Origin of the sequence: Ruegeria marisflavi (assembly GCF_025673445.1) — a bacterium.
GTDB lineage: Bacteria > Pseudomonadota > Alphaproteobacteria > Rhodobacterales > Rhodobacteraceae > Ruegeria_B > Ruegeria_B marisflavi.
In genome coordinates, this window is the sequence record NZ_JAOVQN010000001.1 from 19,508 (window position 1) to 46,090 (window position 26,583).

27 protein-coding genes are annotated in these 26,583 nt (G+C 62.1%); 12 read left to right on the plus strand and 15 right to left on the minus strand.

Annotation, left to right across the window (positions count from 1 at the left end; all coding sequences use genetic code 11):
* Nucleotides 1-55 precede the first annotated feature (55 nt).
* Nucleotides 56-508: an aromatic ring-hydroxylating oxygenase subunit alpha gene (locus tag OEZ49_RS00110; protein WP_263386423.1), complete on the plus strand. Its 453-nt coding sequence runs from the start codon at nucleotides 56-58 to the stop codon at nucleotides 506-508.
* Entirely contained in the window at nucleotides 505-1,185 is a 681-nt protein-coding gene (locus OEZ49_RS00115; RefSeq protein WP_263386424.1) for an SRPBCC family protein, read from the plus strand. The genes OEZ49_RS00110 and OEZ49_RS00115 overlap by 4 nt, the downstream gene beginning before the upstream one ends.
* Before the next feature lie 124 nt (nucleotides 1,186-1,309).
* Here the strand turns inward: OEZ49_RS00115 and OEZ49_RS00120 are convergent, their stop codons facing one another.
* The 3 genes from OEZ49_RS00120 to OEZ49_RS00130 form a co-directional block, all read right to left on the minus strand.
* On the minus strand, nucleotides 1,310-1,780 hold the full coding sequence (locus OEZ49_RS00120) for an Hsp20 family protein (protein ID WP_263386425.1): 471 nt from the start codon (nucleotides 1,778-1,780) through the stop codon (nucleotides 1,310-1,312).
* A gap of 125 nt (nucleotides 1,781-1,905) precedes the next feature.
* Nucleotides 1,906-2,727 carry a trypsin-like serine peptidase gene (locus OEZ49_RS00125; protein ID WP_263386426.1) on the minus strand — a complete coding sequence of 274 codons (822 nt, stop codon included), beginning with the start codon at nucleotides 2,725-2,727 and terminating at the stop codon, nucleotides 1,906-1,908.
* Nucleotides 2,724-3,536 carry a trypsin-like serine peptidase gene (locus tag OEZ49_RS00130; protein ID WP_263386427.1) on the minus strand — a complete coding sequence of 271 codons (813 nt, stop codon included), beginning with the start codon at nucleotides 3,534-3,536 and terminating at the stop codon, nucleotides 2,724-2,726. Before OEZ49_RS00130 ends, OEZ49_RS00125 begins: the two co-directional genes overlap by 4 nt.
* Nucleotides 3,537-3,743: 207 nt before the next feature.
* On the opposite strand from OEZ49_RS00130, the gene OEZ49_RS00135 reads away from it, so the two are divergent.
* A complete protein-coding gene (locus tag OEZ49_RS00135) occupies nucleotides 3,744-4,913 on the plus strand; it encodes a YbfB/YjiJ family MFS transporter (protein ID WP_263386428.1) in 1,170 nt (389 codons plus the stop codon).
* Nucleotides 4,914-4,973: 60 nt separating this feature from the next.
* Here the strand turns inward: OEZ49_RS00135 and glcF are convergent, their stop codons facing one another.
* The 3 genes from glcF to OEZ49_RS00150 form a co-directional block, all read right to left on the minus strand.
* Nucleotides 4,974-6,296: a glycolate oxidase subunit GlcF gene (glcF, locus tag OEZ49_RS00140; protein ID WP_263386429.1), complete on the minus strand. Its 1,323-nt coding sequence runs from the start codon at nucleotides 6,294-6,296 to the stop codon at nucleotides 4,974-4,976.
* A 3-nt stretch (nucleotides 6,297-6,299) separates the two neighbouring features.
* Nucleotides 6,300-7,388, minus strand: coding sequence for an FAD-binding protein (locus tag OEZ49_RS00145; protein ID WP_263386430.1), 1,089 nt, complete (start codon nucleotides 7,386-7,388; stop codon nucleotides 6,300-6,302).
* Between the two features lie 67 nt (nucleotides 7,389-7,455).
* Entirely contained in the window at nucleotides 7,456-8,904 is a 1,449-nt protein-coding gene (locus tag OEZ49_RS00150) for an FAD-linked oxidase C-terminal domain-containing protein (RefSeq protein WP_263386431.1), read from the minus strand.
* Between the two features lie 80 nt (nucleotides 8,905-8,984).
* Here OEZ49_RS00150 and OEZ49_RS00155 point away from each other — a divergent pair, with 80 nt between their 5' ends.
* Both OEZ49_RS00155 and OEZ49_RS00160 read left to right on the plus strand, forming a co-directional pair.
* Nucleotides 8,985-9,707 (plus strand): DUF599 domain-containing protein, encoded by a 723-nt coding sequence (locus OEZ49_RS00155; RefSeq protein WP_263386432.1) that lies wholly within the window; start codon nucleotides 8,985-8,987, stop codon nucleotides 9,705-9,707.
* Between the two features lie 34 nt (nucleotides 9,708-9,741).
* On the plus strand, nucleotides 9,742-10,089 hold the full coding sequence (locus OEZ49_RS00160; RefSeq protein ID WP_263386433.1) for a hypothetical protein: 348 nt from the start codon (nucleotides 9,742-9,744) through the stop codon (nucleotides 10,087-10,089).
* A 57-nt stretch (nucleotides 10,090-10,146) separates the two neighbouring features.
* Here the strand turns inward: OEZ49_RS00160 and OEZ49_RS00165 are convergent, their stop codons facing one another.
* The 6 genes from OEZ49_RS00165 to OEZ49_RS00190 all read right to left on the minus strand — a co-directional run bounded on the left by OEZ49_RS00165 (nucleotide 10,147) and on the right by OEZ49_RS00190 (nucleotide 17,067).
* Entirely contained in the window at nucleotides 10,147-11,067 is a 921-nt protein-coding gene (locus OEZ49_RS00165; protein ID WP_164130331.1) for an ABC transporter permease, read from the minus strand.
* Between the two features lie 6 nt (nucleotides 11,068-11,073).
* Nucleotides 11,074-12,357, minus strand: coding sequence for an ABC transporter permease (locus OEZ49_RS00170; protein ID WP_263386434.1), 1,284 nt, complete (start codon nucleotides 12,355-12,357; stop codon nucleotides 11,074-11,076).
* A gap of 68 nt (nucleotides 12,358-12,425) precedes the next feature.
* Nucleotides 12,426-13,499, minus strand: coding sequence for an ABC transporter substrate-binding protein (locus tag OEZ49_RS00175; RefSeq protein WP_164130335.1), 1,074 nt, complete (start codon nucleotides 13,497-13,499; stop codon nucleotides 12,426-12,428).
* 113 nt (nucleotides 13,500-13,612) lie between these two features.
* Nucleotides 13,613-14,713 carry an ABC transporter ATP-binding protein gene (locus tag OEZ49_RS00180; protein ID WP_164130337.1) on the minus strand — a complete coding sequence of 367 codons (1,101 nt, stop codon included), beginning with the start codon at nucleotides 14,711-14,713 and terminating at the stop codon, nucleotides 13,613-13,615.
* A gap of 202 nt (nucleotides 14,714-14,915) precedes the next feature.
* Nucleotides 14,916-16,310: an aspartate aminotransferase family protein gene (locus OEZ49_RS00185; RefSeq protein WP_263386435.1), complete on the minus strand. Its 1,395-nt coding sequence runs from the start codon at nucleotides 16,308-16,310 to the stop codon at nucleotides 14,916-14,918.
* A 73-nt stretch (nucleotides 16,311-16,383) separates the two neighbouring features.
* Complete coding sequence (locus tag OEZ49_RS00190) at nucleotides 16,384-17,067, minus strand: GntR family transcriptional regulator (RefSeq protein ID WP_263386734.1); 684 nt, start codon at nucleotides 17,065-17,067, stop codon at nucleotides 16,384-16,386.
* A gap of 146 nt (nucleotides 17,068-17,213) precedes the next feature.
* Between OEZ49_RS00190 and OEZ49_RS00195 the strand changes: the two genes are divergently transcribed.
* The 5 genes from OEZ49_RS00195 (at nucleotide 17,214) to OEZ49_RS00215 (ending at nucleotide 22,510) form a co-directional block, all read left to right on the plus strand.
* Nucleotides 17,214-18,299 (plus strand): polyamine ABC transporter substrate-binding protein, encoded by a 1,086-nt coding sequence (locus OEZ49_RS00195; RefSeq protein ID WP_263386436.1) that lies wholly within the window; start codon nucleotides 17,214-17,216, stop codon nucleotides 18,297-18,299.
* Nucleotides 18,300-18,382: 83 nt separating this feature from the next.
* Entirely contained in the window at nucleotides 18,383-19,510 is a 1,128-nt protein-coding gene (locus OEZ49_RS00200; RefSeq protein WP_263386437.1) for an ABC transporter ATP-binding protein, read from the plus strand.
* Nucleotides 19,510-20,391, plus strand: a complete 882-nt coding sequence (locus OEZ49_RS00205; RefSeq protein ID WP_164130345.1) for an ABC transporter permease subunit — start codon at nucleotides 19,510-19,512, stop codon at nucleotides 20,389-20,391. The genes OEZ49_RS00200 and OEZ49_RS00205 overlap by 1 nt, the downstream gene beginning before the upstream one ends.
* Entirely contained in the window at nucleotides 20,388-21,206 is an 819-nt protein-coding gene (locus OEZ49_RS00210; RefSeq protein WP_164130347.1) for an ABC transporter permease, read from the plus strand. The genes OEZ49_RS00205 and OEZ49_RS00210 overlap by 4 nt, the downstream gene beginning before the upstream one ends.
* Nucleotides 21,203-22,510 carry an NAD(P)/FAD-dependent oxidoreductase gene (locus OEZ49_RS00215; RefSeq protein ID WP_263386438.1) on the plus strand — a complete coding sequence of 436 codons (1,308 nt, stop codon included), beginning with the start codon at nucleotides 21,203-21,205 and terminating at the stop codon, nucleotides 22,508-22,510. Before OEZ49_RS00210 ends, OEZ49_RS00215 begins: the two co-directional genes overlap by 4 nt.
* A 7-nt stretch (nucleotides 22,511-22,517) precedes the next feature.
* Here OEZ49_RS00215 and OEZ49_RS00220 read toward each other — a convergent pair whose 3' ends face one another.
* From OEZ49_RS00220 to fliK, 3 genes are all read right to left on the minus strand, one after another.
* Nucleotides 22,518-23,339: a phosphotransferase enzyme family protein gene (locus OEZ49_RS00220; protein WP_263386439.1), complete on the minus strand. Its 822-nt coding sequence runs from the start codon at nucleotides 23,337-23,339 to the stop codon at nucleotides 22,518-22,520.
* A gap of 104 nt (nucleotides 23,340-23,443) precedes the next feature.
* A complete protein-coding gene (locus OEZ49_RS00225; protein ID WP_263386440.1) occupies nucleotides 23,444-24,112 on the minus strand; it encodes a flagellar hook capping FlgD N-terminal domain-containing protein in 669 nt (222 codons plus the stop codon).
* A 2-nt stretch (nucleotides 24,113-24,114) separates the two neighbouring features.
* Entirely contained in the window at nucleotides 24,115-25,668 is a 1,554-nt protein-coding gene (gene fliK / locus OEZ49_RS00230; protein WP_263386441.1) for a flagellar hook-length control protein FliK, read from the minus strand.
* A 107-nt stretch (nucleotides 25,669-25,775) separates the two neighbouring features.
* Between fliK and OEZ49_RS00235 the strand changes: the two genes are divergently transcribed.
* Nucleotides 25,776-26,060 carry a rod-binding protein gene (locus OEZ49_RS00235; protein ID WP_263386442.1) on the plus strand — a complete coding sequence of 95 codons (285 nt, stop codon included), beginning with the start codon at nucleotides 25,776-25,778 and terminating at the stop codon, nucleotides 26,058-26,060.
* Nucleotides 26,050-26,409: a flagellar biosynthesis protein FlgN gene (locus OEZ49_RS00240; RefSeq protein ID WP_263386443.1), complete on the plus strand. Its 360-nt coding sequence runs from the start codon at nucleotides 26,050-26,052 to the stop codon at nucleotides 26,407-26,409. Before OEZ49_RS00235 ends, OEZ49_RS00240 begins: the two co-directional genes overlap by 11 nt.
* Nucleotides 26,410-26,583 lie beyond the last annotated feature (174 nt).

A 26,583-nucleotide genomic window follows, 5' to 3' on the forward strand; every position in this document is an offset into this window, starting at 1 on the left:
CCATTCGGTAAGCATTTTACCTACCAACCGGTAAGTTTGTTGGAAGGAGACACTGATGGACAGGCAAACAGAGCTTGGGCTTCTGGGTGAATTGCTGGGGCTTGAAGGTGAGACCAGTGCATTCCTTGCGCCCACAGTCACCACATTCGATGTGAGCATTTATGAGGACCCGGCGCATTTTGCACGCGAGCGGCGCGCGATCCTCAGAGCCTTTCCCCAGATTGCGCTGCATGCCAGAGAATTGCCAGAGGCAGGATCTTTTCGGGTCATGGATATTGCCTGGTTGCCCGTGCTGTTGACCCGTGATCGTGAGGGTGAGGTTCATGCCATGCTGAACGTGTGCCGGCATCGGGGAGCGCGGCTGGTCGACGCGGCAGAAGGCTGCAAACATAGCTTTTCCTGCCCCTATCATGCCTGGAGCTACGGCAGTGACGGAACCCTGCGCGGGGTGCCGCATCAAAACCTGGTCTCGACAAGTCGGCAATGGGCTTGCAGCGGTTACCGGTGACGGAGCGGTTCGGCTGGATCTGGGTCGTGCCTAGGCCCGGCGAGTACTACGATTTCGAAAGTTTTCTTGACCCGATTGCGCCAGACCTGTCATGGGTGGGGGCCGAGCATATGCAGGTCATGCAGTCGGACGAGATCCTATGCCGGGCAAACTGGAAAACCATCGTCGAAGGAGGCATTGAGGCTTATCACTTCAAGGTCGCCCATGCGGACACGATCGGCCCACATTTCCTGGACAACCTGTCGACCTACCAGATGTTCGGGCCGCATATGCGGTCGGTTCTCGCCCGGTCCAGCCTGCCGCGATTGCGGGAGTTGCCACAGGACGAATGGGACATCCGGGCGGATACCAATATCCTCTACTCTTTGTTCCCGATTGATCAGTTGCTGTTGACGGAGGACCATCTGGCCTGGGTTCACCTGGCGCCGCTATCTGCCGGTGAAACGCTTATCCGGCTATCGACGGTGGCGCCCCGCGACGGGATGCCGGGGAGAGAGGCGCATTGGGCGCGAAATCACCGGATCACCTGTACCACACTGACCGAGGATTTCGTGATCGCCGAAGGGGTTCAGGCGGGCATTTCCTCGGGCGCCAATGACGTTCTGACATTTGGGCGGTACGAGGGCGCGTTGCATAGTTTCGCGCAACAGGTCGCTGCAGCGCTGAACGCCGCTTGAGCAACAACGCGCGCCATGCCTGGAGGAACACGGCGCGCGCCTGAAGTGCGAAAACCGAGGGAGGTACGGTTTGTCGCAAGAGATCCGCCAGCCCGGTAAACCGCAGGGGCGGGCGGATCCGAGGTCAGTTAACCGCCTTGGCTTCGAAGAGATCGGACTCGTCGGTAGGTTTGACCGAGGCAATCTCGATCCGGCGGGGCTTCAGCGCTTCGGGCACTTCGCGCTTGAGGTCGATGTGCAGCATGCCGTTCTCATGGCTGGCGCCGGTGACGCGCACATGATCGGCCAGGGTGAACCGGCGTTCAAATGCGCGGGTGGCGATGCCGCGATGCAGATAGGTCCGGGCGGTGTCGTCGGCCGCTTTGCGGGCCGCTACCACCAGAGCGTTTTCCTTGACTTCGACCGACAGGTCGCTGTCGGCGAAACCGGCCACGGCGATCGAGATACGGTAGGCGTCGGGAGCGGTTTTTTCGATGTTGTACGGCGGATAGCTCGGCTGGGTCACGTCGCTGGTCATCACACGGTCCATCAGATCGGCGATCTGGTCGAAACCGATGGTGGCACGGTGCAGCGGAGCAAAGTCGAAAGTACGCATGGGTCAATCCTCTTCTTCGAGCGATTTGTGATCAGTGCCCTCCTGTGCGGACGGGCGGTTTTCCACACCGGACCCCGCCCTGCGGCGATCCGGTGCACTCGAGATGGGAAAGGCCGGTCCGGGTTTCAAGACCCGCCGGGGCGGACGAATTTGGGGCCGGTGCCAGAGCTGCCGGACAAGCCGCCGCCGACCTTGAGCCGTTTGATCTCGGCCTGCGGGGCGGGGGCGTCGCGGCGCATCTGGCGCTTGAGGGTCTCGACCGTGCCGGACAGTTCCATGCCAAAGCCTATCGGGCGGCCTTCGGCCACGGTTCCGGCCGAAACCAGCGACAGGATGCGGCCCCGGCTGCCCTCGTGCGCCAGAATGGCCGCGCCGGACGAGCCAAAGGTCACGTCGCAATCGAAGGACATCAGCCCGGCCTGCCGCCACAGCAACTGGCAGGAGCGTTGGCGCGAGATCGCCTCGGCCCGGCCGCGCCCGTAGGACGAGACGCTGATTTCGCTACCGCTGACGTCGCCGGAATGCAGGGCAAAGGGGTCGGCCAGAGCGGTGGGGATCGGATCGGCCAGTCGCATCAGCGCCACATCGGCGCGGATACGGTCGGCCGACGGGGCGGCATTGGGGATGAAGCCATCAGGCGTGGCGATCTGAACCACGTTGCGTTCGGCGACCGACTTGCCATCGCGGAACCCGGCGCGAAAAGTGATCTCGCCAGGCTGGTAATGGGCCCGTGTACGGGCGTCGAAGGCGCAGTGCGCTGCGGTCAGCACCAGGTCCGGGGCGATCAGGGTGCCGGTGCAGAACCCGGTACCGGTGATGTCGAGCCGCCCGACCGCCTCCCATCCAAAGAGGTCATCGCGCTCGGTCAGGCGGCGCAGACCCGAGTTCTGCGCCGCCGCCGGCAGGGTGAGGCAAAGGCCAAGGAGAAGGGCGAGCAGAGCCCTCATGGCTTTACGAACTTTGCCCCGGAAACGGTGCCGGTGCCGCCGGGCGTGCTGCGGTTGACGCGCGGCAGGGCGCCGGGCGCGGCGGGGGCTGGGTTATCCAGCCCCGCCTTGAGCAACACGAGCGTTTCCCCCAGGGACGAGCCCAGCGCGACGCGCGCCCCTTCGACCTCGGCCTTGGCCGAGACAACGGACACGATGCGGGGATGATCGCCGTCAAAGCTGAAGACAGGTGCGCCCGACGAGCCGAAATCGACATCGCAGGACATCACCAGCACCCCTTGCTGACGGGCCATCACCGGGCAGAGCCGTTGCAGCGACGGTGCCTCGGCCCGGTCGTGGGCATAAGACACGACGCCGACCGACTCGCCGGTCCGGGGCTGCTTGCCGGTTTCGAACGGGATCACGGTGGTGTTGCGGATCGGCTGCTGCAATTGCAGCAGGGCAACATCGTTGCGGACGCGGTCGGCCGAGACATCGCCATCAAACCGATAGTCCGGGTGTTCGACGGCGCGGCGCACCGGGCGATAGGCCGAAGCTGCACCCCGCCGCCAACCGGCCAGAAACTCGATCCGGGTCGGGTCGATCCGCTGTTTCGTGCGTTTGTCGTAAAGGCAATGCGCGGCGGTCAGAACCAGGTCGGGCGCGATCAGCGCGCCGGTACAGAACCCGGTGCCATCGACATCAAGCCGCCCGACCGCCAGCCATTCGCGGCCCGCGTGGGTGGTTTCCAGGCTTTGCAGCCTTGTCGACTGGGCCTGTGCAACAACCGGCAGCGCGGCCAGCGCAAGTGTGATGATCCATTTGTACACGTGGCCCTCCTGCAACGGCTGCTGTTCGGGGTACGGGATGCGTTGGGCGAAAATGGGGCGCAGTCGGGGCATCTTGGCGCGCCGCGTGCTCTGCCGTGGCTTGCGCCGCGTGGCCAAGCTTGGCAGGGTCGCGTCAGGCTTGCGCATGGCGCGACGCCGCAGTCAGAACGAGGGTTCCCAATTGCAATCTTGTCGAGCGGTCAGGCCATGACGCTGTCTGCATCCCGGTCGTGGCTGGTTCTGGCGGGGTTGGCGCTGGGCGTGACGGTGACCAACGGGTTTGCCCGGTTCGCCTATGGCCTGCTGCTGCCCGCGATGAAATCGGAGATGCAGTGGAACTATGCCCAGGCGGGCTGGCTGAACACCGCCAATGCGCTGGGCTATATCGCGGGTGCGGTGCTGACCATGGTGGCGATCCGGCGCGTCGGACCGGTACGCCTTTTCATCACCGGGCTGATTGCCACCACGCTGGCGCTGCTGGCCACCGGAGTGAATGCCGAACTGTGGTGGCAAACCCTTTGGCGCATTCTGGCCGGGTTTTTTGGCGCGATGTCCTTTTCCACCGCCGGAACGCTGACCGCTGGCCTGTTCCGCGACGATCCAAGGCGCAACGCGCTGGCCATCGCGATCCTGTTCGGGTCGGGCGGGGGGCTGGGCATCGTGTTGGCCGGTGCCGCGCTGCCGCTGTTTCTGGAGGCGTATGGCCCGGCGGCCTGGCCTATCGCTTGGTACCTGATCGGGGGTGCCAGCCTGACCTTCCTGCCGCTTGCCCTGTGGGCGGCGGTGCAACAACGCGCCCCTGTCCAGTCGCAGGCCGGGCATGCCCCGTTGCCGCTGCGCCGGATGCTGCCGGAACTGGCGGGCTATGCCGGGTTCGGGCTGGGATATATCGTCTATCTGACCTTTCTGTCGGCCTGGATGACCGAGCAGGCGGCCAGCGCGCCCTTCATCGCGCTGGTCTGGGTGATCCTGGGGCTGTGCATCTCGGTCTCGCCGCTGTTGTGGCGGCCGGTGCTGGCGCGCCATGCCTCGGGCCTGCCGCTGGCGATGATCCTGACCGGTATCGCCGTTGGCTCCGCGTTGCCGGTGGTGTTGCCCAATGGTCCGGCCCTGTTGGTCTCGGCGGTGGTCTTTGGCCTATCGGTCTTCATGGCGCCGGGCGCGGTGACCAATTTCGCGCGCCAGAATTTGCCGCCGGAAAGCTGGGGCCGGGCGATCAGCCTGTTCACGGTGGTGTTCGCAGTGGCCCAGACGCTGGGCCCCTATGGCGCGGGATTGGTCGGTGATCTGGTCGGCGATATCGGCATCAGCCTGCTGGTCGCCGCCGGCCTCTTGCTGGCCGGGGCGGCGATTGCATCGCGGCAGAAACCACTCTGACTGTTTGACATCGCGCATTTTCCGACGGAAAACCGGTACCCGCTTTTCCTTGAAAATGCTTCAGCGCAGTATCGGCACCTCGGGTGCGCGCTTGCCCGGGGCCGTCATCGCCGGAGGCTGCGGCCCACCCGTGGCCCAATCCAACAGTTCGACCGTGTGCATGATGGGCAGTTCGGTCCCCGAACCAATCTGCATCATGCACCCGATATTGCCTGCCGCGATCAGGTCGGGTTTCTTTGCCTCAAGCGTGCGGATCTTGCGTGCCTTGAGCTTGCCTGAGATCTCGGGCTGCATCAGGTTATAGGTTCCAGCCGAGCCGCAGCACAGATGGCTGTCGGCGGGTTCGACTACGGTGAAGCCCGCCCGTTTCAGCAGGTCCTTGGGATAGGTCTTGATCTTTTGCCCGTGTTGCAGCGAGCAGGCGGCGTGATAGGCCACGGTCAACCCCTTGTCGGCACCTTGGGGCAGGTCGAGTTGCATCAACAGCTCGCTTATGTCCATGGCGATGGCCGATACCCGGGCGGCCTCGGCCGCCGGCGGCTCGTTGCGGAACATGTGGCCGTAATCCTTGATGGTGGTGCCGCAGCCGCTGGTGTTGATCACGATGGCATCCAGCCCGTCGCCATCCATTTCGTGCACCCAGGCACGGATGTTCTTGGCCGCCGTAGCGTGACTCTCGCTCGTGCGCCCCATGTGATGGGTCAGCGCACCGCAGCAGCCCGCGCCCTCGGCCACCACCACCTCGCAGCCCAGCCGGGTCAGCAGGCGGATAGTGGCATCATTGATATCGGTGTTCAGCGCCTTTTGCGCACAGCCGGTCATCAGGGCGACCCGCTTCTTGCGCGTGCCAGCCGGTGCAAAGCTCTGCGGATCGTCGTTGCGGCTGACCGGCGGGATATGTTTCGGCGCCATGTCGAGCATCGCGCGCAGCCGCGCATCGGGCATCAACCCGCGGAACGGACGGCCGATCTTGGCCCCCAAGAGCGCCAGCCGGAACCGTGTGGGATAAGGCAGGACGCGCGCCAGAATCCAGCGCAGCGCCCGGTCGCTGAACGGGCGGCGATAGGTCTGCTCGATATACTCGCGCGCATGATCGACCAGATGCATGTAATGCACGCCCGAGGGGCAGGTGGTCATGCAGGCCAGGCAACTCAGGCAACGGTCGATATGCTTGACGGTTTTGGCATCCGGCACCCGGCTGTTTTCCAGCATGTCCTTGATCAGGTAGATGCGCCCGCGCGGGCTGTCGAGCTCGTCGCCCAGCACCTGATAGGTCGGGCAGGTGGCGGTACAGAACCCGCAATGCACACAAGAGCGCAGGATCTCGTTGGCGCGCTGGATGCCGGGATCGGTCAGCTGTTCGGCGGTGAAATTCGTCTGCATCGCTTACCCCATCATTCCCGGGTTAAAGAGCCCTTTCGGGTCGAACCGCTGCCGCAACCCGCGCGACAGGGCCGCGAGCGGAGCTGGTTCCGGCTGGAACATGGCGCGCTGGGTCCGGTCGCCCCGGACCAGTGTCGCATGGCCCGCAAACTCGCCCAGCCGACCGCGCAGGTCGGCGCCTTCGGGCATCAGCGCCCAGATCAGCCCGCCGCCCCAGTCGAACAGCAGCGCTTCGGCCTTGCAGCGCGCGGCCAACTCTGGCGCGTCGCCCGGTTTCACCGAGATCCGCCAGACATCGCCCGCACGCCCGTGATACGGCGCCACATCACGAATGCCCGGCCAGGGATCGTCCTCCAGCCGCGCCACCGTTCCGAATGGCGCAAACAGTCGGCTCAGCGCCTCTGCCCGATAGGCGACCGAGGCTTCGAACCCCTCGATCCGAACCAGAGCCTGCCCCAGGGCCGGATCATAGGCCGCGCCGGTCACCTCATAGGGAGAGCCCAGCCCGGCCGACAGCGCGCGCACCGCGGTTCCCGCATCGGGCACAGAAACCGTCAGCGTGGCTTGCGTCTCGGCTTTTGGCAGCACCTTCAGCGAGACCTCGCTCAGCACCCCCAGCGTGCCCCAGGACCCGGCCATCAGCTTGACGAGGTCATAGCCGGTGACATTCTTCATCACTCGGCCACCATTGCTGATCACCTGGCCCATGCCGTCGACATAGCGCACGCCCAGCAGGAAATCGCGCGCCGCTCCCGCCTGTATCCGGCGGGGGCCCGAGATATTGCCAGCCACCACGCCGCCGATGGTGGGCGTGCCCTCGGTCCCCATCACCCCGCGATGATCCATCGGCTCAAATGCCAGCCGCTGCCCCTTAGCCGCCAGCACCGCCTCGATCTCGGCCACGGGCGTTCCGGCCTTGGCGACCAGCGTCAGCGCGCCGGGCTCATAAAGCGTGATGCCGCTCAGCCCCGAGATATCCAACTCGGCCTCCGGCCCCGGCACGCTCCGCGTCCCGCCGCCCCGTATCCGGACCGGAGCAGTCAGCCCGGCCACGATCTGGGCCAGTTCGGCCTCGCTTTCTGGTCTGAGCATTGGCTTTCCTCTTGCTGAAAATATCCCGGGGGGAATTGGCCGCAGGCCAAGGGGGGCAGCGCCCCCGCTACTCCGCGGCCACCTGTACCGCGCGTCGGCTTTCCGAGACCGACAGCGGAAACACCTTGGCGGGGTTCAACAGCCACTGCGGGTCGAACACGTCCTTGACCGCCATCTGCGCCTCAAGATCTTCTGCTGTGTATTGGTGCAGCATCAGATCGCGTTTCTCGATTCCCACCCCGTGTTCGCCGGTCAGGCAGCCGCCCGCATCGACGCAGAGTTTCAGGATATCGGCGCCAAAGGCCTCGCATTTCTCCAGGTCACCCGGCTTGTTGGCATCGAACAGGATCAGCGGGTGCATGTTGCCATCGCCCGCGTGGAACACGTTCCCCACCTTCAGACCGTATTCGCGGCTGAGTTCGCCAATCCGGCGCAGCACCATCGGCAGGGCGGAGACGGGGATAGTGCCGTCGAGGCACATGTAGTCGTTGATCTGCCCCATGGCGCCAAAGGCCGATTTGCGGCCCAGCCAGATGCGGGCGCTTTCCTCGGCCGACTGGCTTTCGCGCAGTTCCATCGGGTTGTGGCGCCGGGCGATCTCGATGATGCGGGTCAACTGGTCGTCGATTTCGGCTTCGGACCCTTCGACCTCGACGATCAGAAGTGCCTCGCATTGCGGGTAACCGGCCTTGGCAAAGGCTTCGCAAGCCTCGATGCAGAGCCGGTCCATGAACTCGATCGCCACAGGCAGAACGCCGGCCTTGATGATGTCGCTGACGCAGGCGCCCGCCACCTCGTTGCTGTCAAAGGCCATCAGCACCGGTCGCGCACCCTCGGGCTTGCGCAGGATGCGCAGCGTGGCTTCGGTGACCACGCCCAATTGCCCCTCGGACCCGCAGATGACACCCAGCAGGTCCAGCCCGCCCGCATCCAGATGGGCGCCGCCGATCTCGACCACGGTGCCGTCCATCAGCACCATGGTGACACCCAGCAGGTTGTTGGTGGTCACCCCGTATTTCAGGCAATGCGCCCCGCCCGAGTTCATCGCGATATTGCCCGCGATGGCGCAGGCCAGCTGCGACGAGGGGTCGGGGGCGTAAAAGAAATCCTCGGCCTCGACCGCGCCGGTGACGCTCAGGTTGGTGCGACCCGATTGCACCCGGATGATGCGGTTGTCATAGTCCGTCTCCAGCACCTCGTTCATCCGCGCCACGCCCAGGATCACGCTGTCGGCTGTCGGCAAGGCGCCCCCGGCCAGCGACGTGCCCGAGCCGCGCGGCACCACCGGCACGCCCTCTTCATGGCAGATCCGCAGCACATCCGACACTTGCTGCGTGCTCGACGGCAGCACTGCCAGCAGCGGCGGGCAGCGATAGGCCGTGAGCGCGTCGCATTCATAGGCACGGGTCTCGGACAGGTCGTCGATCACCGCGTCGGCGGGCAAGACCTGCCGCAGCCGTTGCACCAAGCGCGGTTTCTTGGCCAGAACGGTCGGGTTCGGGGTGGGCATGTCCATGAACAATCCTCCATCTGGTAAATTAATATTACCAATTTTAGGTTCTGGCAAGAAAAACCGGTAAGCCGTACTGTCGCGCCATGACCTGGACTGACCGCATACTTGTTTTTTCCGCGTTCGACTATGGCGCCGTGGCCGCGCTGATCTGTTGCTGGGTTTGGATCGGCTGGCGGATCGAGCATCCGGCGCCGGGAAGGCCGTCTGTTTCGGCTCTGATGGCCGATTTCCGGCGCGACTGGATGCGCCAGATGGTGACCCGGCAACCACGGGTGTTCGACGCGCAACTGATTTCGATCATGCGGCAGGGAACCTCCTTCTTTGCCTCGACGGCAGTGATCGCGGTGGGGGGCGGGCTGGCGCTGATCGGCAATACCGACCGGCTGGCCGGGGTGGCTGACGATCTGGCGCTGGGCGTGGCGCCCGCGCTGGTCTGGGAGATCAAGATACTGATCGTGCTGCTTTTCCTGTCGAACGCGTTTCTGAAATTCGTCTGGGCGAACCGGTTGTTCGGCTATTGCGCGGTGTTGATGGCGGCAGTGCCGAACGACCCTGATGATCCGCATTGTTTCCCCCGGGCGGCGCAGGCCGCCGATATCAACATCACCGCCGCCCGCAGTTTCAACAAAGGGCTGCGGGCCACGTATTTCGCGCTGGCCTCGGTCGCCTGGTTCGCGGGGCCGGTGGCGTTGGTCGCGGCGGCCGTGGTGACGACGGTCATCCTGTATCGGCGCGAGTTCGCATCGCATTCGCGCGAGGTGCTGTTGCGGCTGCCGCCGGATATCGCGTCACACACACCATCGTGACTGCGGCGTCTCGTGTGCCGGGTTAATCTAGGGCATGCGACATCTGATCCCTCTGTTCCTGCTTGCTACTCCGGCCTTGTCCGACCCTCCGGCCATCGAAGCGATTATCGCGACCCGGGCGGCAGACGGTTGGCGATTCGATGTGACCCTGCGCCACCCGGATACCGGTTGGGACCACTATGCCGACGGCTGGCGAGTGCTGGACTTGCAGGGCAACGAAATCGGGATGCGGACTCTGTTCCACCCGCATGAAACGGAACAGCCTTTTACCCGGTCTTTGGGCAATGTGCAGGTTCCCGAAGGGGCGCGGCAGGTTCAGGTGCAGGCCCGATGTAATCTTGATGGCTGGGCACCCGTGATGCAAATCGTGGACATCAAGTAGATCGCAAAAGAAAAGGGCCGGTCACCCGGCCCCCTGGTTTTTGGTTTGCGGATCCGATCAGCCGGGCGACATGCCCCGCAGCCGTTCCGAGCGGCGGCGCAGCAATTCCACCACCGTCAACAGGGCGATCGAGATGATCACCAGGATCGTGGCCACCGACAGAATCGCCGGACTGATCTGTTCGCGGATACCGTTCCACATCTGGCGCGGGATCGTCTGTTCGTCGAGTCCGCCGACGAAGAGCACCACCACCACCTCGTCAAAAGAGGTGACAAAGGCAAAGAGCGCGCCCGAAATCACGCCGGGCAGGATCAGTGGCATCTGCACCCGCAGAAAGGTGGTGACCGGATCGGCGCCCATGTTGGCGGCGGCCCGGGTCAGCGAGTGGTCGAAACCCACCAGCGTTGCGGTCACGGTGATGATCACGAAGGGAATGCCAAGCGTGGCATGCGCCAGGATAATCCCCAGATAGGGAATGCCCCAATCCTGGATCCGGATCGACGAGTAAAAGAAGAACAGACCGGTCGCGGTAATGATGATCGGCACGATCATCGGCGAAATCAGGATTGCCATCACCGCGCGGCGGCCCGGCATCTCGGGCCGCGACAGGCCCAGGGCGGCAATTGTGCCCAGTGTGGTCGCCAGGATCGTCGAGAAGAAGCCGATGATGATCGAGTTCTTGGTCGCCTGGATCCATTGCGCGTTTGACCATGCGTCAGCCCACCAGGATCCGTCGCGCGGCGCTTCGGGGGCCTGCATGCCAAAGGTCAGCAGCAGGTCGTACCAGCGCATCGAATAGCCCTCGGGATCGAACTTCAGCATCTTGTCGCTGAAGGTGAAGTAGGGCTCGGCGTTGAAACTGAGCGGGATGATCACCAGGATCGGCGCGATCAGGAAGATGAAGATCGCGACACATATCACCAGGTAGGTGTAGTGCCAAACCCGTTCCAGCGTCGAGGCGTGTTTGGGAAGAGCCATGTGCGGTTACCCCAGCTTCAGGTTGTCGATGCCCACGAGCTTGTCGTAGAGCCAATAAAGGAGCAGCACACCGCCAAGCAGCAGCGCGGCCAGAGCGGCGGCCAGCGACCAGTTCAGCGATTTCTGCATATGGAAGGCGATCAGGTTCGAGATCAGCTGCCCGTCGGCGCCGCCGACAAGGGCGGGGGTGATGTAGTACCCGACAGCCAGGATGAACACCAGGAGCGCGCCGGCGCCAATGCCGGGCACGGTCTGCGGAAAGTAGATGCGGCGGAATGCTGTCCAGCTGGTCGCGCCCAGAGAGCGCGCGGCGCGCACATAGGACGGGTTGATCATCCGCATTACCGAATAGAGCGGCAGCACCATGAAGGGCAGCAGGATATGTGTCATCGCAATGACGGTGCCGGTGCGGTTGTACATCATCTGCAACCGGTTATCGTCACCCAGCAGACCCATGCCGACCAGCGCGTCGTTCACCACGCCCTGACTTTGCAGCAAGACCATCCAGCTGGTGGTCCGCACCAGAAGCGAGGTCCAGAAGGGTAAAAGAACCAGGATCATCAGCAGGTTCGAATGGCGCAGCGGCAGGGTCGCCAGCAGATGCGCGATCGGGTAGGCCAGCACGAAGGTGAGGAAGGTGATCAGCAGCGACAGGGTCAGCGTGCGGGTGAACAGCTTGACATAGACCTGCCGGTTTTCCGGCACCATCACGATAGAGCCGTCGGCATCACGTTCGCGGTCGATCGCGGCCAGATAGAAGTTCAAGGTGTAGGACGACGAAGCACCGCGCATCGCCTGCCACAGGTCCGGGTTGCCCCAATCCTTGTCGAGGTCCAGCAGCGCCTCTTTGTAAGGCGGTTCCAGCTTGTTGGCACTGCGGGCGGCCTTGGTGAACATCGAGCGCGAGCCCGACAGTTCATAGTTGATGCGCGTCCCGGCCTGGCCAGGTGCCTTTAGCTCGCGCAGCACAACCAGGTCGGCGGCCAGCGCGGTATAGGCCTCTTCGTTTGGCTCGGTGCCGGGCGGGTTGGCGTCGAACCAAGCGGCGAGATTGGTCATGATCGGCGTACGGTCGCCGGTCGTGACGTCTTCCTGCCAGGTGAACCCTTCGTTGTAGACCGATTTGTACAGCATTTGACCGATCGGAAAGACGAAGGTGATCAGGATAAAGGCCAGTAGTGGCAGCACGAGCAGGAAAGCCCGGCGGCGGGCGCGGGCCTGAGCTCGCATCAGCGCCCCTTTGAGCGGTTTGCCGTCAGCGGTCGTTAGCGGCTGAGCGATATCGGTCATCTGGCGTTGTCCTGGATATTCGGGAAAGGCTGGGCCGCCCCCCGGTGGGGAACGGCCCGGTTTTCAGATCAGTTCGCCAGCCAGGCGTTGAAGCGCTCGTTCAGTTCGGCGTCCTTGTCGACCCAGAACTCGAAGTTGTTGACCAGCGCGTTCTTCAGGGCTGCTTCCGAGGTCGGCATGTGCGGCGCCATCTCGGTCTTGCCGTCCTGATAGAGGCCGACCAGAGCGCCCGAAGATTTGCGTGCCGGGCCATAGCTGATCCACTTGGCCTGGTCCGCCAGCGCCTGGGTGCTGGTCGAGAAGGCGATGAACTGCATCGCGGCTTCTTTGTTAGGCGCGCCTTTCGGGACCACGAACAGGTCGAAGTCGAGGATCTGGCCGTCCCACATGATCTCGAAGGGCTGGCCTTCGGCAACGGCTGCGTTGAAGATACGGCCGTTATAGGCGGTCGACATCACAACTTCGCCGTCTGCCAGCAGCTGCGGCGGCTGTGCGCCGGCTTCCCACCAGACGATATCGCCCTTGATCCGGTCGAGCACGGCGAATGCGCGGTCGACGCCTTCGTCGGTGTCGAGCACTTCATAGACTTCGTTCGCCGGAACGCCATCGCCCATCAGAGCCATTTCCAGGGTCGCCTTGGCCGACTTGCGCAGGCCGCGCTTGCCCGGGATCTTGCCGGTGTCGAAGAAATCGGCGATCGAGGCCGGTGCCATCGAAACGTTGGCGGTGTTATAGGCAACCGCGGTCGACCACACGATGTTGGCGACTGCGCAATCCTGGATAGCACCGTCGATGAAGTCGTCGGTGGCTGCGGTGCCATCGGGTGCGGCAGCCAGCATGCCCGGATCGATTTCTTCCAGCAGGCCTTCGTCGCAGAGGCGCACGGCGTCCGAGAACTCGACATCGGCGACGTCGACCGACACGTTACCGGCTTCGACCTGTGCCTTGATCGGGGTTGCCGGGTTGTCGGCGTCGACCGAGTTCACCTTGATGCCGGTCGCCGCAGTGAAGGGCTTGTGATAGGCCTCAACCTGGCTCTTGGCATAGGCGCCGCCCCAGGACATGACGGTGACTTCTTGCGCCGAGACGGCAAAGGCCGCCGACGTCAGAGCTGTTGCCAGCAATGCGGTCTTGAGTTTCATGTAGTTCTCCCATGTTGACCATTTTGGTTCGGTTTTTTGGATCGGTCGAAGCACGCCCCGGCCGTTTCCGAATTCAGCGCCCGTGAAAACGGGCGCGTGTTTGCGGCACCGGATCAGGCGTCCAGCGCGCGGCAATCTTCGGGCAGCCAGCCGATCTCGATCTGGGCGCCGGGCTCGAGGCGGACCTGGTCGGGTGCGTTCCGGGTCTTGATGATGAATTCATCATTGCCGGCCACCTTCAGGCGGGTGCGGAAAATGTCACCCATATAGATGAACTCCATCACCTCGGCCTTGAGCGTATGCGCGCCAGGTTTGAGCCGCGATTTGTTGAATTCGACCCGTTCCGGGCGGATCGACACCCGCGTGCGTTCGCCGGGCTTGCTGACGTTGACCGGTTTGCAGTCGATCAACTCGCCATCGTCCAGCCGCACCACCGCGATACCATCGCGGACTTCCATGACCTCGCCTTCGAGCGTGTTGTTCTCGCCGATGAACTGGGCGACGAAGCTGTTGGCCGGTTGTTCGTACAACTCGTCGGGCGGCGCCAGCTGTTGGATCACGCCGTCGTTGAACACGGCCACCCGGTCCGACATGGTCAGCGCTTCGGTCTGATCGTGGGTCACGTAGACAACGGTGATACCCAGGTCATGTGCCAGGCGGGTAATTTCGAACTGCATCTTCTCGCGCAGCTGCTTGTCGAGCGCGCCCAGGGGTTCGTCCATCAACACCAGTTCGGGTTCGAACACCAGCGCACGCGCCAGTGCGACCCGCTGTTGCTGACCACCAGACAATTGTGCCGGCCGGCGTCCGCCGAAACGACCCATTTCCACCATATCGAGCGCGCGCTTGATCTTCTCTTCGCGGTCGGACTTGCCGATCTTGCGTACCTCAAGCGGGAAGGCGAGATTTTCGGCGATCGTCATGTGGGGGAACAGGGCATAGTTCTGGAACACCATGCCGATGCCGCGCTTGTGCGGCGGGATGTTGTTGATCGGGCGCCCGTCCAGCTTGATCTCGCCATGTGTGGCTGTTTCGAACCCGGCCAGCATCATCAGGCAGGTCGTCTTTCCCGAACCCGACGGCCCAAGCATGGTCAGGAACTGGCCCTTAGGCATGGTGAGATTAAGGTCTTTGACGACTAGAGTTTCGCCATCATAACTCTTCTGAACGCGTTCGAATTCAACGAACGCGTCATTGCTGGCGCGTGTGGTCAATGCCACCTCCCCGTAATGAACGTACTGGCGATCTGCGTCGCGATTGACCCGAAGTTAAGCGCGCATGGCGGGTCGTTGCAACCGAATTGCGACAGTTTCAATACAGTTGCGACGCTTTCTGAGGGCATTCGACCAAGAGGGGCGAAAAAAACAGGCCGCTGAAAAACAGCGGCCTGTCGATTCTCTGCGGGTGCCTAACGGGTCAGGCGGCGCTTTTCAGAAGTCCGCGTTCGTTGATCTCGGCATGCGCTTCGTCCAGCGACTTGCGGATACGCACAAACATCTCGTCAATCTCGTCCGGGGTGATGACCAGCGGCGGGGAAATGATCATCCGGTCACCGACGTGGCGCATGATGACGTTGTTCTTGAAGCAGCGTTCGCGGCAGATATAGCCGATCGTGCCCGGTTCCGACGCGAACTTCGCGCGGCTTTCCTTGTTCGGGGTCAGGGCGATGGAGCCCATCATGCCCACGATCTTTGCCTCGCCCACCAGCGGATGATCCAGCAGGGCCTCCCATTTCTGCTTGAGATAGGGGGCGGTCACGTCGCGGACCCGGTCGACAATCTTCTCTTCTTCGAGAATGCGCAGGTTTTCGAGCGCCACGGCCGCGGCCACCGGGTGACCGGAATAGGTGTAGCCATGGTTGAACTCATCCTGGCCGATGACTTCGGCCACCTCGTCGCAGATGATCGAGGCGCCGATCGGCACATAGCCCGAGCTCATGCCCTTGGCGACGGTCATGATGTGCGGGCGGATGCCCAGGGTTTCGCAGCCAAACCAGTTGCCGGTACGGCCGAACCCGCAGATCACCTCGTCCGCGATCAGCAGGATGCCATACTTGTCGCAAATGCGCTGGATCTCGGGCCAATAGGTGTCGGGCGCCACAATGACGCCGCCGGCGCCCTGCACCGGTTCGGCGATAAAGGCCGCGACGCGGTCCTGACCCAGTTCCAGGATCGCCTCTTCCAGCTCGCGGGCGCGGGCCAGGCCGAATTCGGCCGGGGCCATGTCGCCGCCCTCGGCCCACCAGTTGGGCTGGTTGATGTGGTGGATGTTCGGAATCATGCCGCTTTGCGCATGCATTCCGGCCATGCCACCCAGCGCGGACGAGGCGACCGAGGAACCGTGATAGGCATTCTTGCGGCTGATGATGATGTTCTTGTCCGACTGGCCCTTGTTTTGCCAGTAGGTGCGCACAAGGCGGATATTGGTGTCGTTGGCGTCGGACCCGCCCGAGGAGAAGAACACGTGGTTCAGATCGCCGGGTGCCAGTTCCGCCAGTTTCTGGGCCAGTGCGATGACCGGCACATGGGTGGTCTTGAAGAAGGTGTTGTAATAGGGCAGCTCGCGCATCTGGCGGGCGGCGACCTCGGCCAGTTCGTCACGGCCATAGCCGATGTTGACGCACCACAGGCCGGCCATCCCGTCGAGGATCTCTTCGCCTTCGCTGTCGGTCAGCCACACACCCTTGGCACGGGTGATGACACGGGCGCCTTCGCGGCCAAGTTCGGTATTGGCCGAAAACGGGTGAACATGATGTGCGGCATCCAGCGCCTGCAACTCGGCCGTGGGCATGTGGTTGGTAATTGTCACCATCGGGTGAGTCTCCTGCGAAATTCGGTTTGGGGACAGAATATGATCAAATTTTTCGGTGTCAAATCGAATCGTGTCACGCCTCGTTTTCGGACAGCACGCCAAGCATCTGTTCCATGCCTTGTTCGACGTCCTGCTCCATTGCGCGCGCAACGCCTTCGGCATCCCCGGCGCGCAGGGCATCCAGCATTTCCTTGTGCCGGTCGGGCAGGTTCTGGGTGCCGAATCGGCCGCATACAACCCGCAGCGACGGACCGAAGCGAAGCCACAGCCGATCCGCCATCTCGGTAAGAATCGGCGCATCCGCGATTGCGTAGAGTAAAGCGTGGAAATCGTAGTTGGACCTCAGATAGCCGCTGACATCACCGGTCTCGATGGCGAGGTCCAGGGCGATATCCAAATGGTCCAAAGCTTCGACCGCCGCCGGGGTCATCTTCTGTGCGGCGCGGCGTGCAAGCTCGGCCTCGATTGATTTCCTTACGAAAATGACCTGGCGCAGATCCTCTTGCGTCAGCACCGGCACACTGATGCGGCGATTGCCCTGGAACATCAGCGCGCCCTCGGACATCAGGCGGCGGATCGCTTCGCGCACAGGGGTCATGCCAACACCGAGCGAATCAGTCAGTCCCTGGATGGTTACAGCCTGTCCCGGAGCCAGCTCTCCGAACAGAATCATGGCCCTCAAGGTCTGGTACACCTGTTCGTGAACAGGTTGTTTCGTGTCCGGTTGGACGGGTTTCGACGCCTGTTTTTTGATCATATTCAAAGGACTTGCCCCTATTTCGACATCACGGCTTGTCAGGTGTTCTACTTGATGAAAACATAAACACTGTTGCCGTAGAAGGCAAAACTTGATCAAATCTAGGCAGGCGGGAAAATACCCTCCAGCTCGCAGGGAGACATTCAATGACTTTTAAATCGCTGACACTCACGGCGGTGATGGCGCTGGCCACATCGGCGGCCTTCGCCGAAGAGGTGCGCGTCTACAACTGGTCGGACTACATCGACGAAGAGTTGCTGACCAAGTTCGAAGAAGAAACCGGCATCAAGTTGATCTACGACGTGTTCGACAGCAACGAGGTTCTGGAGACCAAGATGCTGGCCGGCGGGTCCGGCTATGACGTTGTGGTGCCCACCGGGACTTTCCTTCAGCGTCAGATCCAGGCCGGCGCGTTCCAGAAACTGGACATGTCGAAACTGCCGAACCACGCCAACATGTGGGACCTGATCGAATCGCGCACTGCGCAATACGACCCCGGCAACGAATATTCGATCAACTACATGTGGGGCACAACCGGTCTGGGTGTGAACGTCGGCAAGGTCAAGGAAGTGCTGGGCGAAGACGCGCCGATGAACAGCATGGATCTGGTGTTCAAGCCCGAGAACATGGAAAAGCTGGCCGCCTGTGGCGTGCATTTCCTGGATGCACCGACCGAGATCATCCCGGCAGCTCTCAAGTATCTGGGCGAGAACCCGGACAGCCACGAAGCCGACGTGATCGAAAAGGTAGAACCGCTGCTGATGGGCGTGCGGCCTTACATTCAGAAGTTCCACAGCTCGGAATACATCAACGCGCTGGCCAATGGCGATATCTGCGTCGCGGTCGGCTGGTCGGGTGACATTCTTCAGGCCCGTGATCGCGCCGCCGAAGCGGACAACGGTGTCGAGATCGAATACCACGCCTTCAAGCAAGGGTCGCTGATGTGGTTTGACCAGATGGCGATCCCTGTCGACGCGCCGAATCCCGACGCCGCGCACAAGTTCCTGAACTTTATCATGGACGCGCAGAACATGGCGGCGGCCTCGAACTATGTCTACTACGCCAACGGCAACAAGGCCTCGCAAGAGTTCCTGGTCGAGGATGTGATCGGCGATACCGCCATCTATCCGGACGAGGAAACCATGCAGAACCTCTATACCACCTCGCCCTATCCGGCGAAGACGCAGCGGACCGTGACCCGCCTGTGGACCAAGATCAAGTCGGGCACCTGATCGCCGACATCAATTGCGGGGCGGGCCGAGTGGCCTGCCCCGTTGCGTCTACCCCACTTTAACGAGACAGACGGGGGCTTACCTTGCAATCTTCGAAATTTGCGCCTTGGGACGATCCTGACGCGAAACCGTTGATCCGTTTCAAGAACGTGACCAAGCGGTTTGGTGAATTCACTGCAATCGACAACCTGACACTGGATATTTATGAGCGTGAGTTCTTTGCTCTGCTCGGTCCCTCGGGTTGTGGCAAGACGACCATGATGCGCATGCTGGCCGGGTTCGAAAGCCCGACCGAAGGCGTGATCGAACTGGCCGGGCAGGATATCGCCCCGGTGCCGCCGAACAAGCGGGCGGTGAACATGATGTTCCAGTCCTACGCCCTGTTCCCGCATCTGTCGGTCTGGGATAACATCGCCTTTGGCCTGCGCCGTGACCGCATGCCCAAGCGGGATGTCGAAGATCGCGTCGAAGAGATGCTGCGGTTGGTCCGGCTGGAGAAATTCGCAAAGCGCAAGCCGCACCAAATCTCGGGCGGGCAGCGGCAGCGGGTTGCACTGGCACGGTCGCTGGCCAAGGCGCCAAAGCTGTTGCTGCTGGACGAACCGCTGGGGGCGCTGGACAAGAAGCTGCGTCAGGATACGCAGTTTGAACTGATGGACATCCAGGAAAAGACCGGCACCACCTTTGTCATCGTGACCCACGACCAGGAAGAGGCGATGACCGTCGCCAGCCGGGTGGCGGTGATGGATCAGGGGCAGTTGATGCAGGTGTCGACCCCGGACCGCATCTATGAAACGCCCAATTCTGTCTATGTTGCCGATTTCATCGGCGACGTGAACATCATCCAGGGTCGTGCCACGCCCGAAGGCGAAGAGACCTATCGGATTGACTGGGCCGAGGGGGTGCAACCCCTGACGGCCAAATCGTCGAACGAGTTCGCGGCCGGTCAGACCTGTCATCTGGCCATTCGACCCGAAAAGGTGGCGATCACGGCCGAACGCCCCGAGGATGCCGCCAATGCGGTGCAGGGCCGGGTGCATGACATTGCCTATCTGGGCAACCTGTCGACCTATTACGTGGAACTGCCCAACGGTACGATCATCAAGGCGCAGACCTCGAACACGCGCCGGATCTCGCGCCGGACCTTTACATGGGAAGACACTGTCTGGCTGTCCTGGACGGCCACGGCGGGCGTTCTGCTGGCCAACTGATGCGCAGATTTCTTCTGATCGCCATTCCCTATGCCTGGCTTACGGTGCTGTTCCTGGTGCCGTTCGCCATCGTGTTCAAAATCTCGCTGTCGGACTATGCCGTCTCGATCCCGCCCTATGTGCCCCAGTTCGACTGGGCCGAGGGGATCATGGCGTTCATCCGCGAACTGGATTTCGAGAACTTCGTCTTTCTGACCGAGGACGACCTGTATTGGAAAGCCTATCTGAGCAGTCTCAAGATCGCCATCTCGGCGACCTTTCTAACGCTCTGCGTGGGTTACCCAATCGCCTATGGCATGGCCCGCGCGCCCGAGGAATGGCGCCCGACGCTGATGATGCTGGTCATCCTGCCGTTCTGGACCTCTTTCCTGATCCGGGTCTATGCCTGGATGGGGATCCTGTCGAACGAGGGATATCTGAACCAGGTCCTGCTGTGGACCGGGATCATCAACGAGCCGCTGACCATCCTGAATACAAATACCGCAGTCTATATCGGTATCGTTTACACCTATCTGCCCTTCATGATCCTGCCTGTTTACTCGGCCCTCGACCGTCTTGACGGATCATTGATCGAGGCGGCCGAGGATCTGGGCTGTTCACGGGCAAAGGCATTCTGGCTGGTGACCATTCCGCTGTCGCGGCCCGGCATCATCGCGGGCTGTTTCCTGGTCTTCATCCCGACATTGGGTGAATTCGTCATCCCGTCGCTGCTGGGTGGATCGGGCACGCTGATGATCGGCAAGGTGTTGTGGGAAGAGTTCTTCTCCAACCGCGACTGGCCGGTAGCCTCGGCTGTGGCAGTCATCCTGCTGCTGATCCTGGTGATCCCGATCGTGCTGTTCCAGCGCAACCAACAGAAACAGGCGGAGGCGGAGCAATGAACAGGCTGAGCTGGTTCAATACCGTATCCCTGACCCTGGGATTCGCCTTTCTCTACATCCCGATGGTCATCCTGATCGTCTACAGCTTCAACGAAAGCAAGCTGGTGACGGTCTGGGCCGGGTTCTCGACCAAGTGGTATGGCGAGTTGCTGGGCAACGACGCCTTCCTGAGCGCGGCCTGGGTGACCGTGAAGGTCGCGGTGCTGTCTTCGACTTTCGCCACCGTCCTGGGCACCATGGGCGCCTATGTGCTGGTGCGCGGCGGGCGCTTCATGGGTCGGACCCTGTTTTCCGGCATGATCTATGCGCCGCTCGTCATGCCCGAGGTGATCACCGGCCTGTCGCTCTTGCTGCTGTTCATCGGCATCGGGATCGAACGCGGTGTGATGACCATCGTTCTGGCTCATACGACCTTTTCGATGTGCTACGTGTCGGTGGTGGTGTCATCGCGACTGGTGACATTCGACCGCTCGCTGGAAGAGGCCGCGCTGGACCTCGGCTGTTCGCCGGCAGAGGCGTTCCGTCTGGTGACCCTGCCCATCATCGCGCCTGCGGTGATCTCGGGCTGGCTGTTGGCCTTTACCCTGTCGCTTGACGATCTGGTCATCGCCTCGTTCACCTCGGGCCCGTCGGCAACCACCCTGCCGATCAAGATCTTCTCGGCCGTGCGTCTGGGCGTCAGTCCGGAAATCAACGCGCTGAGTACGATCATGATCGGAATCGTCACGGTTGGGGTCATATCTGCCTCGCTGATCTCGAAACAGGCACTGGTTCGCCAGAAACGGGACGAGCAGGCGGCAGCACGCGCGCAATGAAGCGGATATTCTCTGACTTCGCCTATGGCGCCGGGCCGCGCCAGGCTTGCTGGTGGGACGAGACCATCGACGCGCCGGACTGGCCGGTCGCCTCTGGCGACATCCGGACGGATGTCGCCATTGTCGGCGGCGGATTCACGGGCATGTCGGCCGCCCTGCATCTGTCCGAATGCGGCGTGGCGGTGACCCTGCTGGAAGCAGAGGCGCCCGGTTGGGGCGCCTCGGGGCGCAATGGCGGGTTCTGCTGCCTGGGTGGCACCAAGCTGAGCGATGCGCAAAAGCGCAGACGTTTTGGCGACGATGGCGCCCGGGCGTTCGACCAGGCCGAGGTGGACGCGGTCGACCTGGTCGCGGAGCTGATCGCGCGCCACGGGATCAATGCCGATACGCATTCCAAAGGGGAAACGCGGCTGGCGCATTCCGCGCGCGCCATGGAGTCCCTTCGGCGCGAGGCGGACGCGGGTCATGGCAGGCTGCACGAGAAACATGATCTGGAGGCTGATGGGCTGAACGGTCAGTTCTTCGGTGGGCTAACCAGCGATGTCGGATTTGCGCTGAACCCGCGCATGTATCTGTTCGGGATGGCTTCTGCGGCGGCCGCGCGGGGTGTACGCCAGTTCCGCAACAGCCCCGTGACCCGGATAGAGCCGGGTAGACGGGGTCATGTTCTGCATACGCCTGCGGCCCGGATCGAGGCAGAAACCGTGCTGATCTGCACCAATGGCTATTCCAGCGAGGACATGCCGCCCTGGCTGGCGGGCCGCTATATGCCCGCGCAATCCAGTGTGATGGTAACCCGTCCGATGACCGATGCGGAGCTGCGGGCACAGGGCTGGACGTCGGATCAGATGGCCTATGACACCCGCAACCTCTTGCACTACTTCCGACTGATGCCGGATCGGAGGTTTCTGTTCGGGATGCGGGGTGGCTTGTTTTCCTCGCCCAGAGTCGAAGCGGCGATCCACGCCCGGATGCGTCGTCATTTCGATGCAATGTTCCCGGCCTGGGCGGGGGTCGAGGCGACAAACCTGTGGTCCGGCATGGTGTGCCTTGCGCGGGATCTGATGCCTTATGTCGGGCCAGTTCCCGGGTCGCCGGGCATGTTCGCGGGGCTTGCCTATCACGGCAACGGGGTTGCGATGGGCACCTATTCGGGCCGCGCCTTGGCGCGGTTGGCGCTGGGCGAACCGGCGGATCTGCCGCTGGCCATGCAGGGTCCGCTCAGGCGGTTTCCCCTTGGTCGCTTCCGTCGCGCGGTAATGCCGCCGGCCTACCTGGCCTTTGGACTGGCCGACCACCTTTGAGCCTTGCTTATTCGGTCAGCGCGGCGACCTCCAACCGGTAGGCGGGCGCATAATCAGGCGCGCCATTCTGCGCCCGCCACAGGCAATAAGCCGCCATGCGCCAGTGGAAAAAGGGTTTCAGCGCCTGATACCGACCGGTGACCTCCGGTTCCGCGTAGGCGGCAAGGAAGGAGCGTTCTTCGGCGATGGTCAAAGCCTTGCCGCGATAGACATGCTGCATGGCGGGGGACAGGAAGATTGCGATATCCTCGGCCGGATCGCCGATCGCCGGACATTGCCAGTCGATCAGCACCACCCCGTCTGCATCCATCAGCAAATTGCCCGGCACCGGATCGCCATGGATCAAAGATGTGCGTCCGGGAGCAATCATGCCTCCGGTCGGGCGCAATCTTTGCAGCTCAACGCACGCCTCGGCGGCGCACAAAGCCAGTATGTCTTCGGCATGGTCAAGCAGTTCGCAACTGCCGTTGCGGCCGCTGGGCAGGTCTATACCCGGCTCAAGGCTGTGCAGCCTGGCCAATGCTTCTGCCGCGCGGCGCGTATTGTCTTGCCAGGGCGCGCCCGGCGCATGATCGTAAAGCGCCCAGGCCTGGTCAGCATATTTCCCGGTTGCGCGCAATCGCGGCGCAAGGCCGGTATCGGCCAGCCGTTCAAGGCAAGCCCTTTCGGACATGGGATCGTTCCGGAACAGGGGATTGTGGAAATCCGTCCTGTAGAGTTTCAACACCAGATCTCCGGCATGACCATGCAGACGCCAGACCCGGTTGGTGCGGCCACCGTACAGAATCTCGAACCGGTCGCCGACGCTGGACAGGCCGCGCGCGCGCAAGTCCGCGACAAGGTCTGCTGGCGGTTTTTGGTCTTTCTGGTGCAGGGTGGGCCTCGGTCATTTGGTCGGGCCGGATTGCCCTGGGCGACGGTACCGCGCCCATCTTACCCATTGGCACGCACCGCCGTCACCGTCGAGGCCAAGATTGCCTGACCGCCATCAAGGATCAAGATCACTTCGCCATCTTCGATCTGTGCTTCGGTCACAGGGTGATAAACGGCGCTTGCTTCTTCCAGCAACAGCTCATCGCCCTGATAGCTTTGGATCGAAAAGCTGTACAAACCTTCGGGCCGGGCTGCGCCACTGTCCTCCTGGCCGGTCCAATCGACAGGCTCGGCCGAGACCGGAACCTGGAACCGGTCGACAACCTCGCCGTCATCGTTACGCACGACGATGAAAGCCTTGTCTGCCGCCGCCAGTGGCGCGGGTGAAACCGTTACCGGCTGACCCGAGAAATGCGCCGGGGCAATGGCGCGCGCTTCTTTGCCAATCCAGCTGGACAGACGGGCCATGTCCGTTGCGCCTAACTGCTGAACCAGCGCAATAAGAGTGTCGTTGGTCTTTGTTTGCTGCTCGACCATCGAGAATTGGGCAAGTTGTGACGCGTATTCAGAGGAATCCAACGGCTCCAGCGGGTCTTGGTACCGAGCCTGTGTCGTCAACATGCGGATGAACGTGTCGAAATCCGAAACGCCGGTTTTGTTGGTTTCGGGTTGTCCCGAACGCTGTGTTTGCGTGGTGCTCTGGGTTGCTGAATGTATCGGTGCGGTCATTGTCAAAGCCTTATATCCAAACCGTTTGCCGCAATGCGTGGGCGGGTGGGTTCCTGAACTCCAGATCGGGTTTCAAAGGTTTCCGGGGCAGTGTGGCGTTGTCCCTCGGTTCGGCCCCGGTCAGTGCCATTTCCATTCTGCGACCCGCCAAAACTAAAAGTCACGTCGCCGTACCCCATGGCTCGAAACTCGGCGGACAACTGCTCAATATGGCGTTTCAAAAGATCCAGGGTTTCGGGTCGATCGGCGACTATTGCCATCGTCAAACTGCCGTCGCGTATCTTAAGTGACATCTGGACCGAGCCGAGTTCTTCGGGATCCAGCCTGATGTCAACCGTTCCGGCCTCGGTTGAGGCGGCAATGGCGCTCGCCATCTGGTTGGCAATTTGTCGCGCAGTTTCAGTCGTGGTCGTCGTTGGGGTTACGGATGTTGTTGTCGTATAGGCGGAGTACAGGGTTTCCCTGCCGCCGAAGGTAAAATCTGCGCCATAGTAGACCTTCCCTTCCAGCCAGCCGTCTTCCGTTGCGGGCGCCAAGGCGTTTCTGGCTTCGCCTGTTGACCACACCCCGAAGGAGGGAGTGCCCGTTCTGGATAGAGACAAGGCTGCAGGGGCCATTAGGATTGGATCAGTGCCTTGGCCAGGTGCGGCCGGTTGGGTCACAGTGGCTTTGGCTCTGCTGCCATGTGGCGCCGACTGGAGAGGCATAGGCGCGGAAAGCAGATGACCTGAAGCAGGCCATGGATGACTTTCACGGGCATTGATCAAATGGACAGTCGATTTTGGCGAGCCGTTTTCTGCATGACTTGATTCGTCTGGCAAGGAATGTTCGGGTCTGGCTCGGCGTGGATCACCGGGAACAGTAGCAGTCTCGATATCCGGGGGCATCCGCGACACGATGGAAAAAGCCGAGGTTTCCCGTGAGCCGCCTGAATGTTGCCTAGGTACGGAAGCGGTTGCACTGGCAGTACCACCTGCGCGTCCCGCCCTAACTTCCGTCTGCAAGGCGCCGGACGCTTCGGAAACCAAGCCTTGCTCGGTGAACAGACCCTGTTGCGCTTGGCTGCTGGGTGATGATCCTGATAATGTCGCCCGGAAGTGGAAGGACTTTCCTTGCGTGGCTGTCGTTGATGGATTGTGGCCAGTGACAAGCGGGTTCTCAGATCGCCCTGCCTGGTCACCAATGGCTGAGCCCCCCGTAATCTGATGAGATGTCAGGCCGACCTGAGCTTGTTCAACTGTCGGTTTGCGAACATTCGGTTCCCCGGGCGACAGTTCGGGATGATCTCCGACTGGCGATTCGGCTGGGGCATGGTCCGGTTCACGCCCGTCGTCGTATTCCTTCTCCGGCTCTGCATCGGCCAACGATTGGAGGGTGTTTCCTTCATCTCCGGTATTCTTGTCTTGTCTGGTTGGGATTGCGCCTTGCAATGAGTACATCCCCAAAAAATCTTCGGTCCGAGCCTTGGTTTCGGAGCGGGCCGGACCCACGCTCTTACCGGTTGTCTGGCCGACACCGGAAGACGAAGAAAGCTGGGAAAAAATCGAAAATGCCATGCGAAACCCGTTTGCTGCTTTGTGGATCTTTGCGGCATTTCGGTTACGTTTTTTTTAACTGCTTTTCGGTCTGATCGGGAAAGTTCGAAACAATTTCGAGGTTCCCCATGGAAGTTTCCCACACATCACGGTTGCCGGTCGTGGTTTCTCAGCACACTGCAACATCTCCCTTGCGCGCCGCGGCTGTTCGGCTGGAGGCGGCCTTTCTTGCCGAAATGCTCAAAGCCGCTGGTCTTGGGCAGGCACGCGATGAATTTGGTGGTGGTCCGGGTGAGGACCAGTTCGCCACCTTCCTGGTCCAACAACAGGCCGAACACATAGCCCAAGCTGGCGGGATTGGTCTGGCAGAAACCTTTTTCAATGCCCTGAAGGAAACCCAAAATGGAACATGACACCCTGAACGAGCTGCTTGCGTCGCTCGACAATCTGCTCGATTTGGAGCGGACCGCGCTTGTCAGTGGCGAGTTGGATCAGCTTGGCTCCATGACGGACGAGAAGGAAAGGCTGGTTGCGCAGATTAATGCATCCGTCGACCTGACGCCCGAGCAACTTGAGCCGCTGCACAGGAAGGTGACCCGCAACCAGGCGCTGTTGAACAGCGCTTTGGATGGGATTCGTTCGGTTGCAAACCGTATGGCCGAGTTGCGCCGGGTGCGTCAGGGGCTCGAAACTTATGACAGCGCCGGACAAAAGCACCGGTTTAGCGCCACGCACAGTTCGCAGATGGAAAAACGCGCCTGAGTTGGAATTGAGTCAAATTCGCTGAATGGGGCGGCGGCGTTTTAGCGATCCATTAGGAGATCAAGGGCAATGGTGGCCTCGCACCTCGGAATGAGTGTGGCGCGAGACCGGATCCCGGACTTTCGCACTCGTCAGAAAGACGTTTCCGAACGCCTGAACGGGCGGATGCAAACC

Coding starts and splice junctions, on each gene's coding strand:
- OEZ49_RS00110 (WP_263386423.1), top strand. CDS start 56: ATGGACAGGCAAACAGAGCTTGGGCTTCTGGGTGAATTGCTGGGGCTT.
- OEZ49_RS00120 (WP_263386425.1), bottom strand. CDS start 1,780: ATGCGTACTTTCGACTTTGCTCCGCTGCACCGTGCCACCATCGGTTTC.
- OEZ49_RS00125 (WP_263386426.1), bottom strand. CDS start 2,727: ATGAGGGCTCTGCTCGCCCTTCTCCTTGGCCTTTGCCTCACCCTGCCG.
- OEZ49_RS00135 (WP_263386428.1), top strand. CDS start 3,744: ATGACGCTGTCTGCATCCCGGTCGTGGCTGGTTCTGGCGGGGTTGGCG.
- glcF (WP_263386429.1), bottom strand. CDS start 6,296: ATGCAGACGAATTTCACCGCCGAACAGCTGACCGATCCCGGCATCCAG.
- OEZ49_RS00145 (WP_263386430.1), bottom strand. CDS start 7,388: ATGCTCAGACCAGAAAGCGAGGCCGAACTGGCCCAGATCGTGGCCGGG.
- OEZ49_RS00150 (WP_263386431.1), bottom strand. CDS start 8,904: ATGGACATGCCCACCCCGAACCCGACCGTTCTGGCCAAGAAACCGCGC.
- OEZ49_RS00155 (WP_263386432.1), top strand. CDS start 8,985: ATGACCTGGACTGACCGCATACTTGTTTTTTCCGCGTTCGACTATGGC.
- OEZ49_RS00160 (WP_263386433.1), top strand. CDS start 9,742: ATGCGACATCTGATCCCTCTGTTCCTGCTTGCTACTCCGGCCTTGTCC.
- OEZ49_RS00165 (WP_164130331.1), bottom strand. CDS start 11,067: ATGGCTCTTCCCAAACACGCCTCGACGCTGGAACGGGTTTGGCACTAC.
- OEZ49_RS00170 (WP_263386434.1), bottom strand. CDS start 12,357: ATGACCGATATCGCTCAGCCGCTAACGACCGCTGACGGCAAACCGCTC.
- OEZ49_RS00175 (WP_164130335.1), bottom strand. CDS start 13,499: ATGAAACTCAAGACCGCATTGCTGGCAACAGCTCTGACGTCGGCGGCC.
- OEZ49_RS00185 (WP_263386435.1), bottom strand. CDS start 16,310: ATGGTGACAATTACCAACCACATGCCCACGGCCGAGTTGCAGGCGCTG.
- OEZ49_RS00190 (WP_263386734.1), bottom strand. CDS start 17,067: ATGATCAAAAAACAGGCGTCGAAACCCGTCCAACCGGACACGAAACAA.
- OEZ49_RS00195 (WP_263386436.1), top strand. CDS start 17,214: ATGACTTTTAAATCGCTGACACTCACGGCGGTGATGGCGCTGGCCACA.
- OEZ49_RS00205 (WP_164130345.1), top strand. CDS start 19,510: ATGCGCAGATTTCTTCTGATCGCCATTCCCTATGCCTGGCTTACGGTG.
- OEZ49_RS00210 (WP_164130347.1), top strand. CDS start 20,388: ATGAACAGGCTGAGCTGGTTCAATACCGTATCCCTGACCCTGGGATTC.
- OEZ49_RS00215 (WP_263386438.1), top strand. CDS start 21,203: ATGAAGCGGATATTCTCTGACTTCGCCTATGGCGCCGGGCCGCGCCAG.
- OEZ49_RS00225 (WP_263386440.1), bottom strand. CDS start 24,112: ATGACCGCACCGATACATTCAGCAACCCAGAGCACCACGCAAACACAG.
- fliK (WP_263386441.1), bottom strand. CDS start 25,668: ATGGCATTTTCGATTTTTTCCCAGCTTTCTTCGTCTTCCGGTGTCGGC.
- OEZ49_RS00235 (WP_263386442.1), top strand. CDS start 25,776: ATGGAAGTTTCCCACACATCACGGTTGCCGGTCGTGGTTTCTCAGCAC.
- OEZ49_RS00240 (WP_263386443.1), top strand. CDS start 26,050: ATGGAACATGACACCCTGAACGAGCTGCTTGCGTCGCTCGACAATCTG.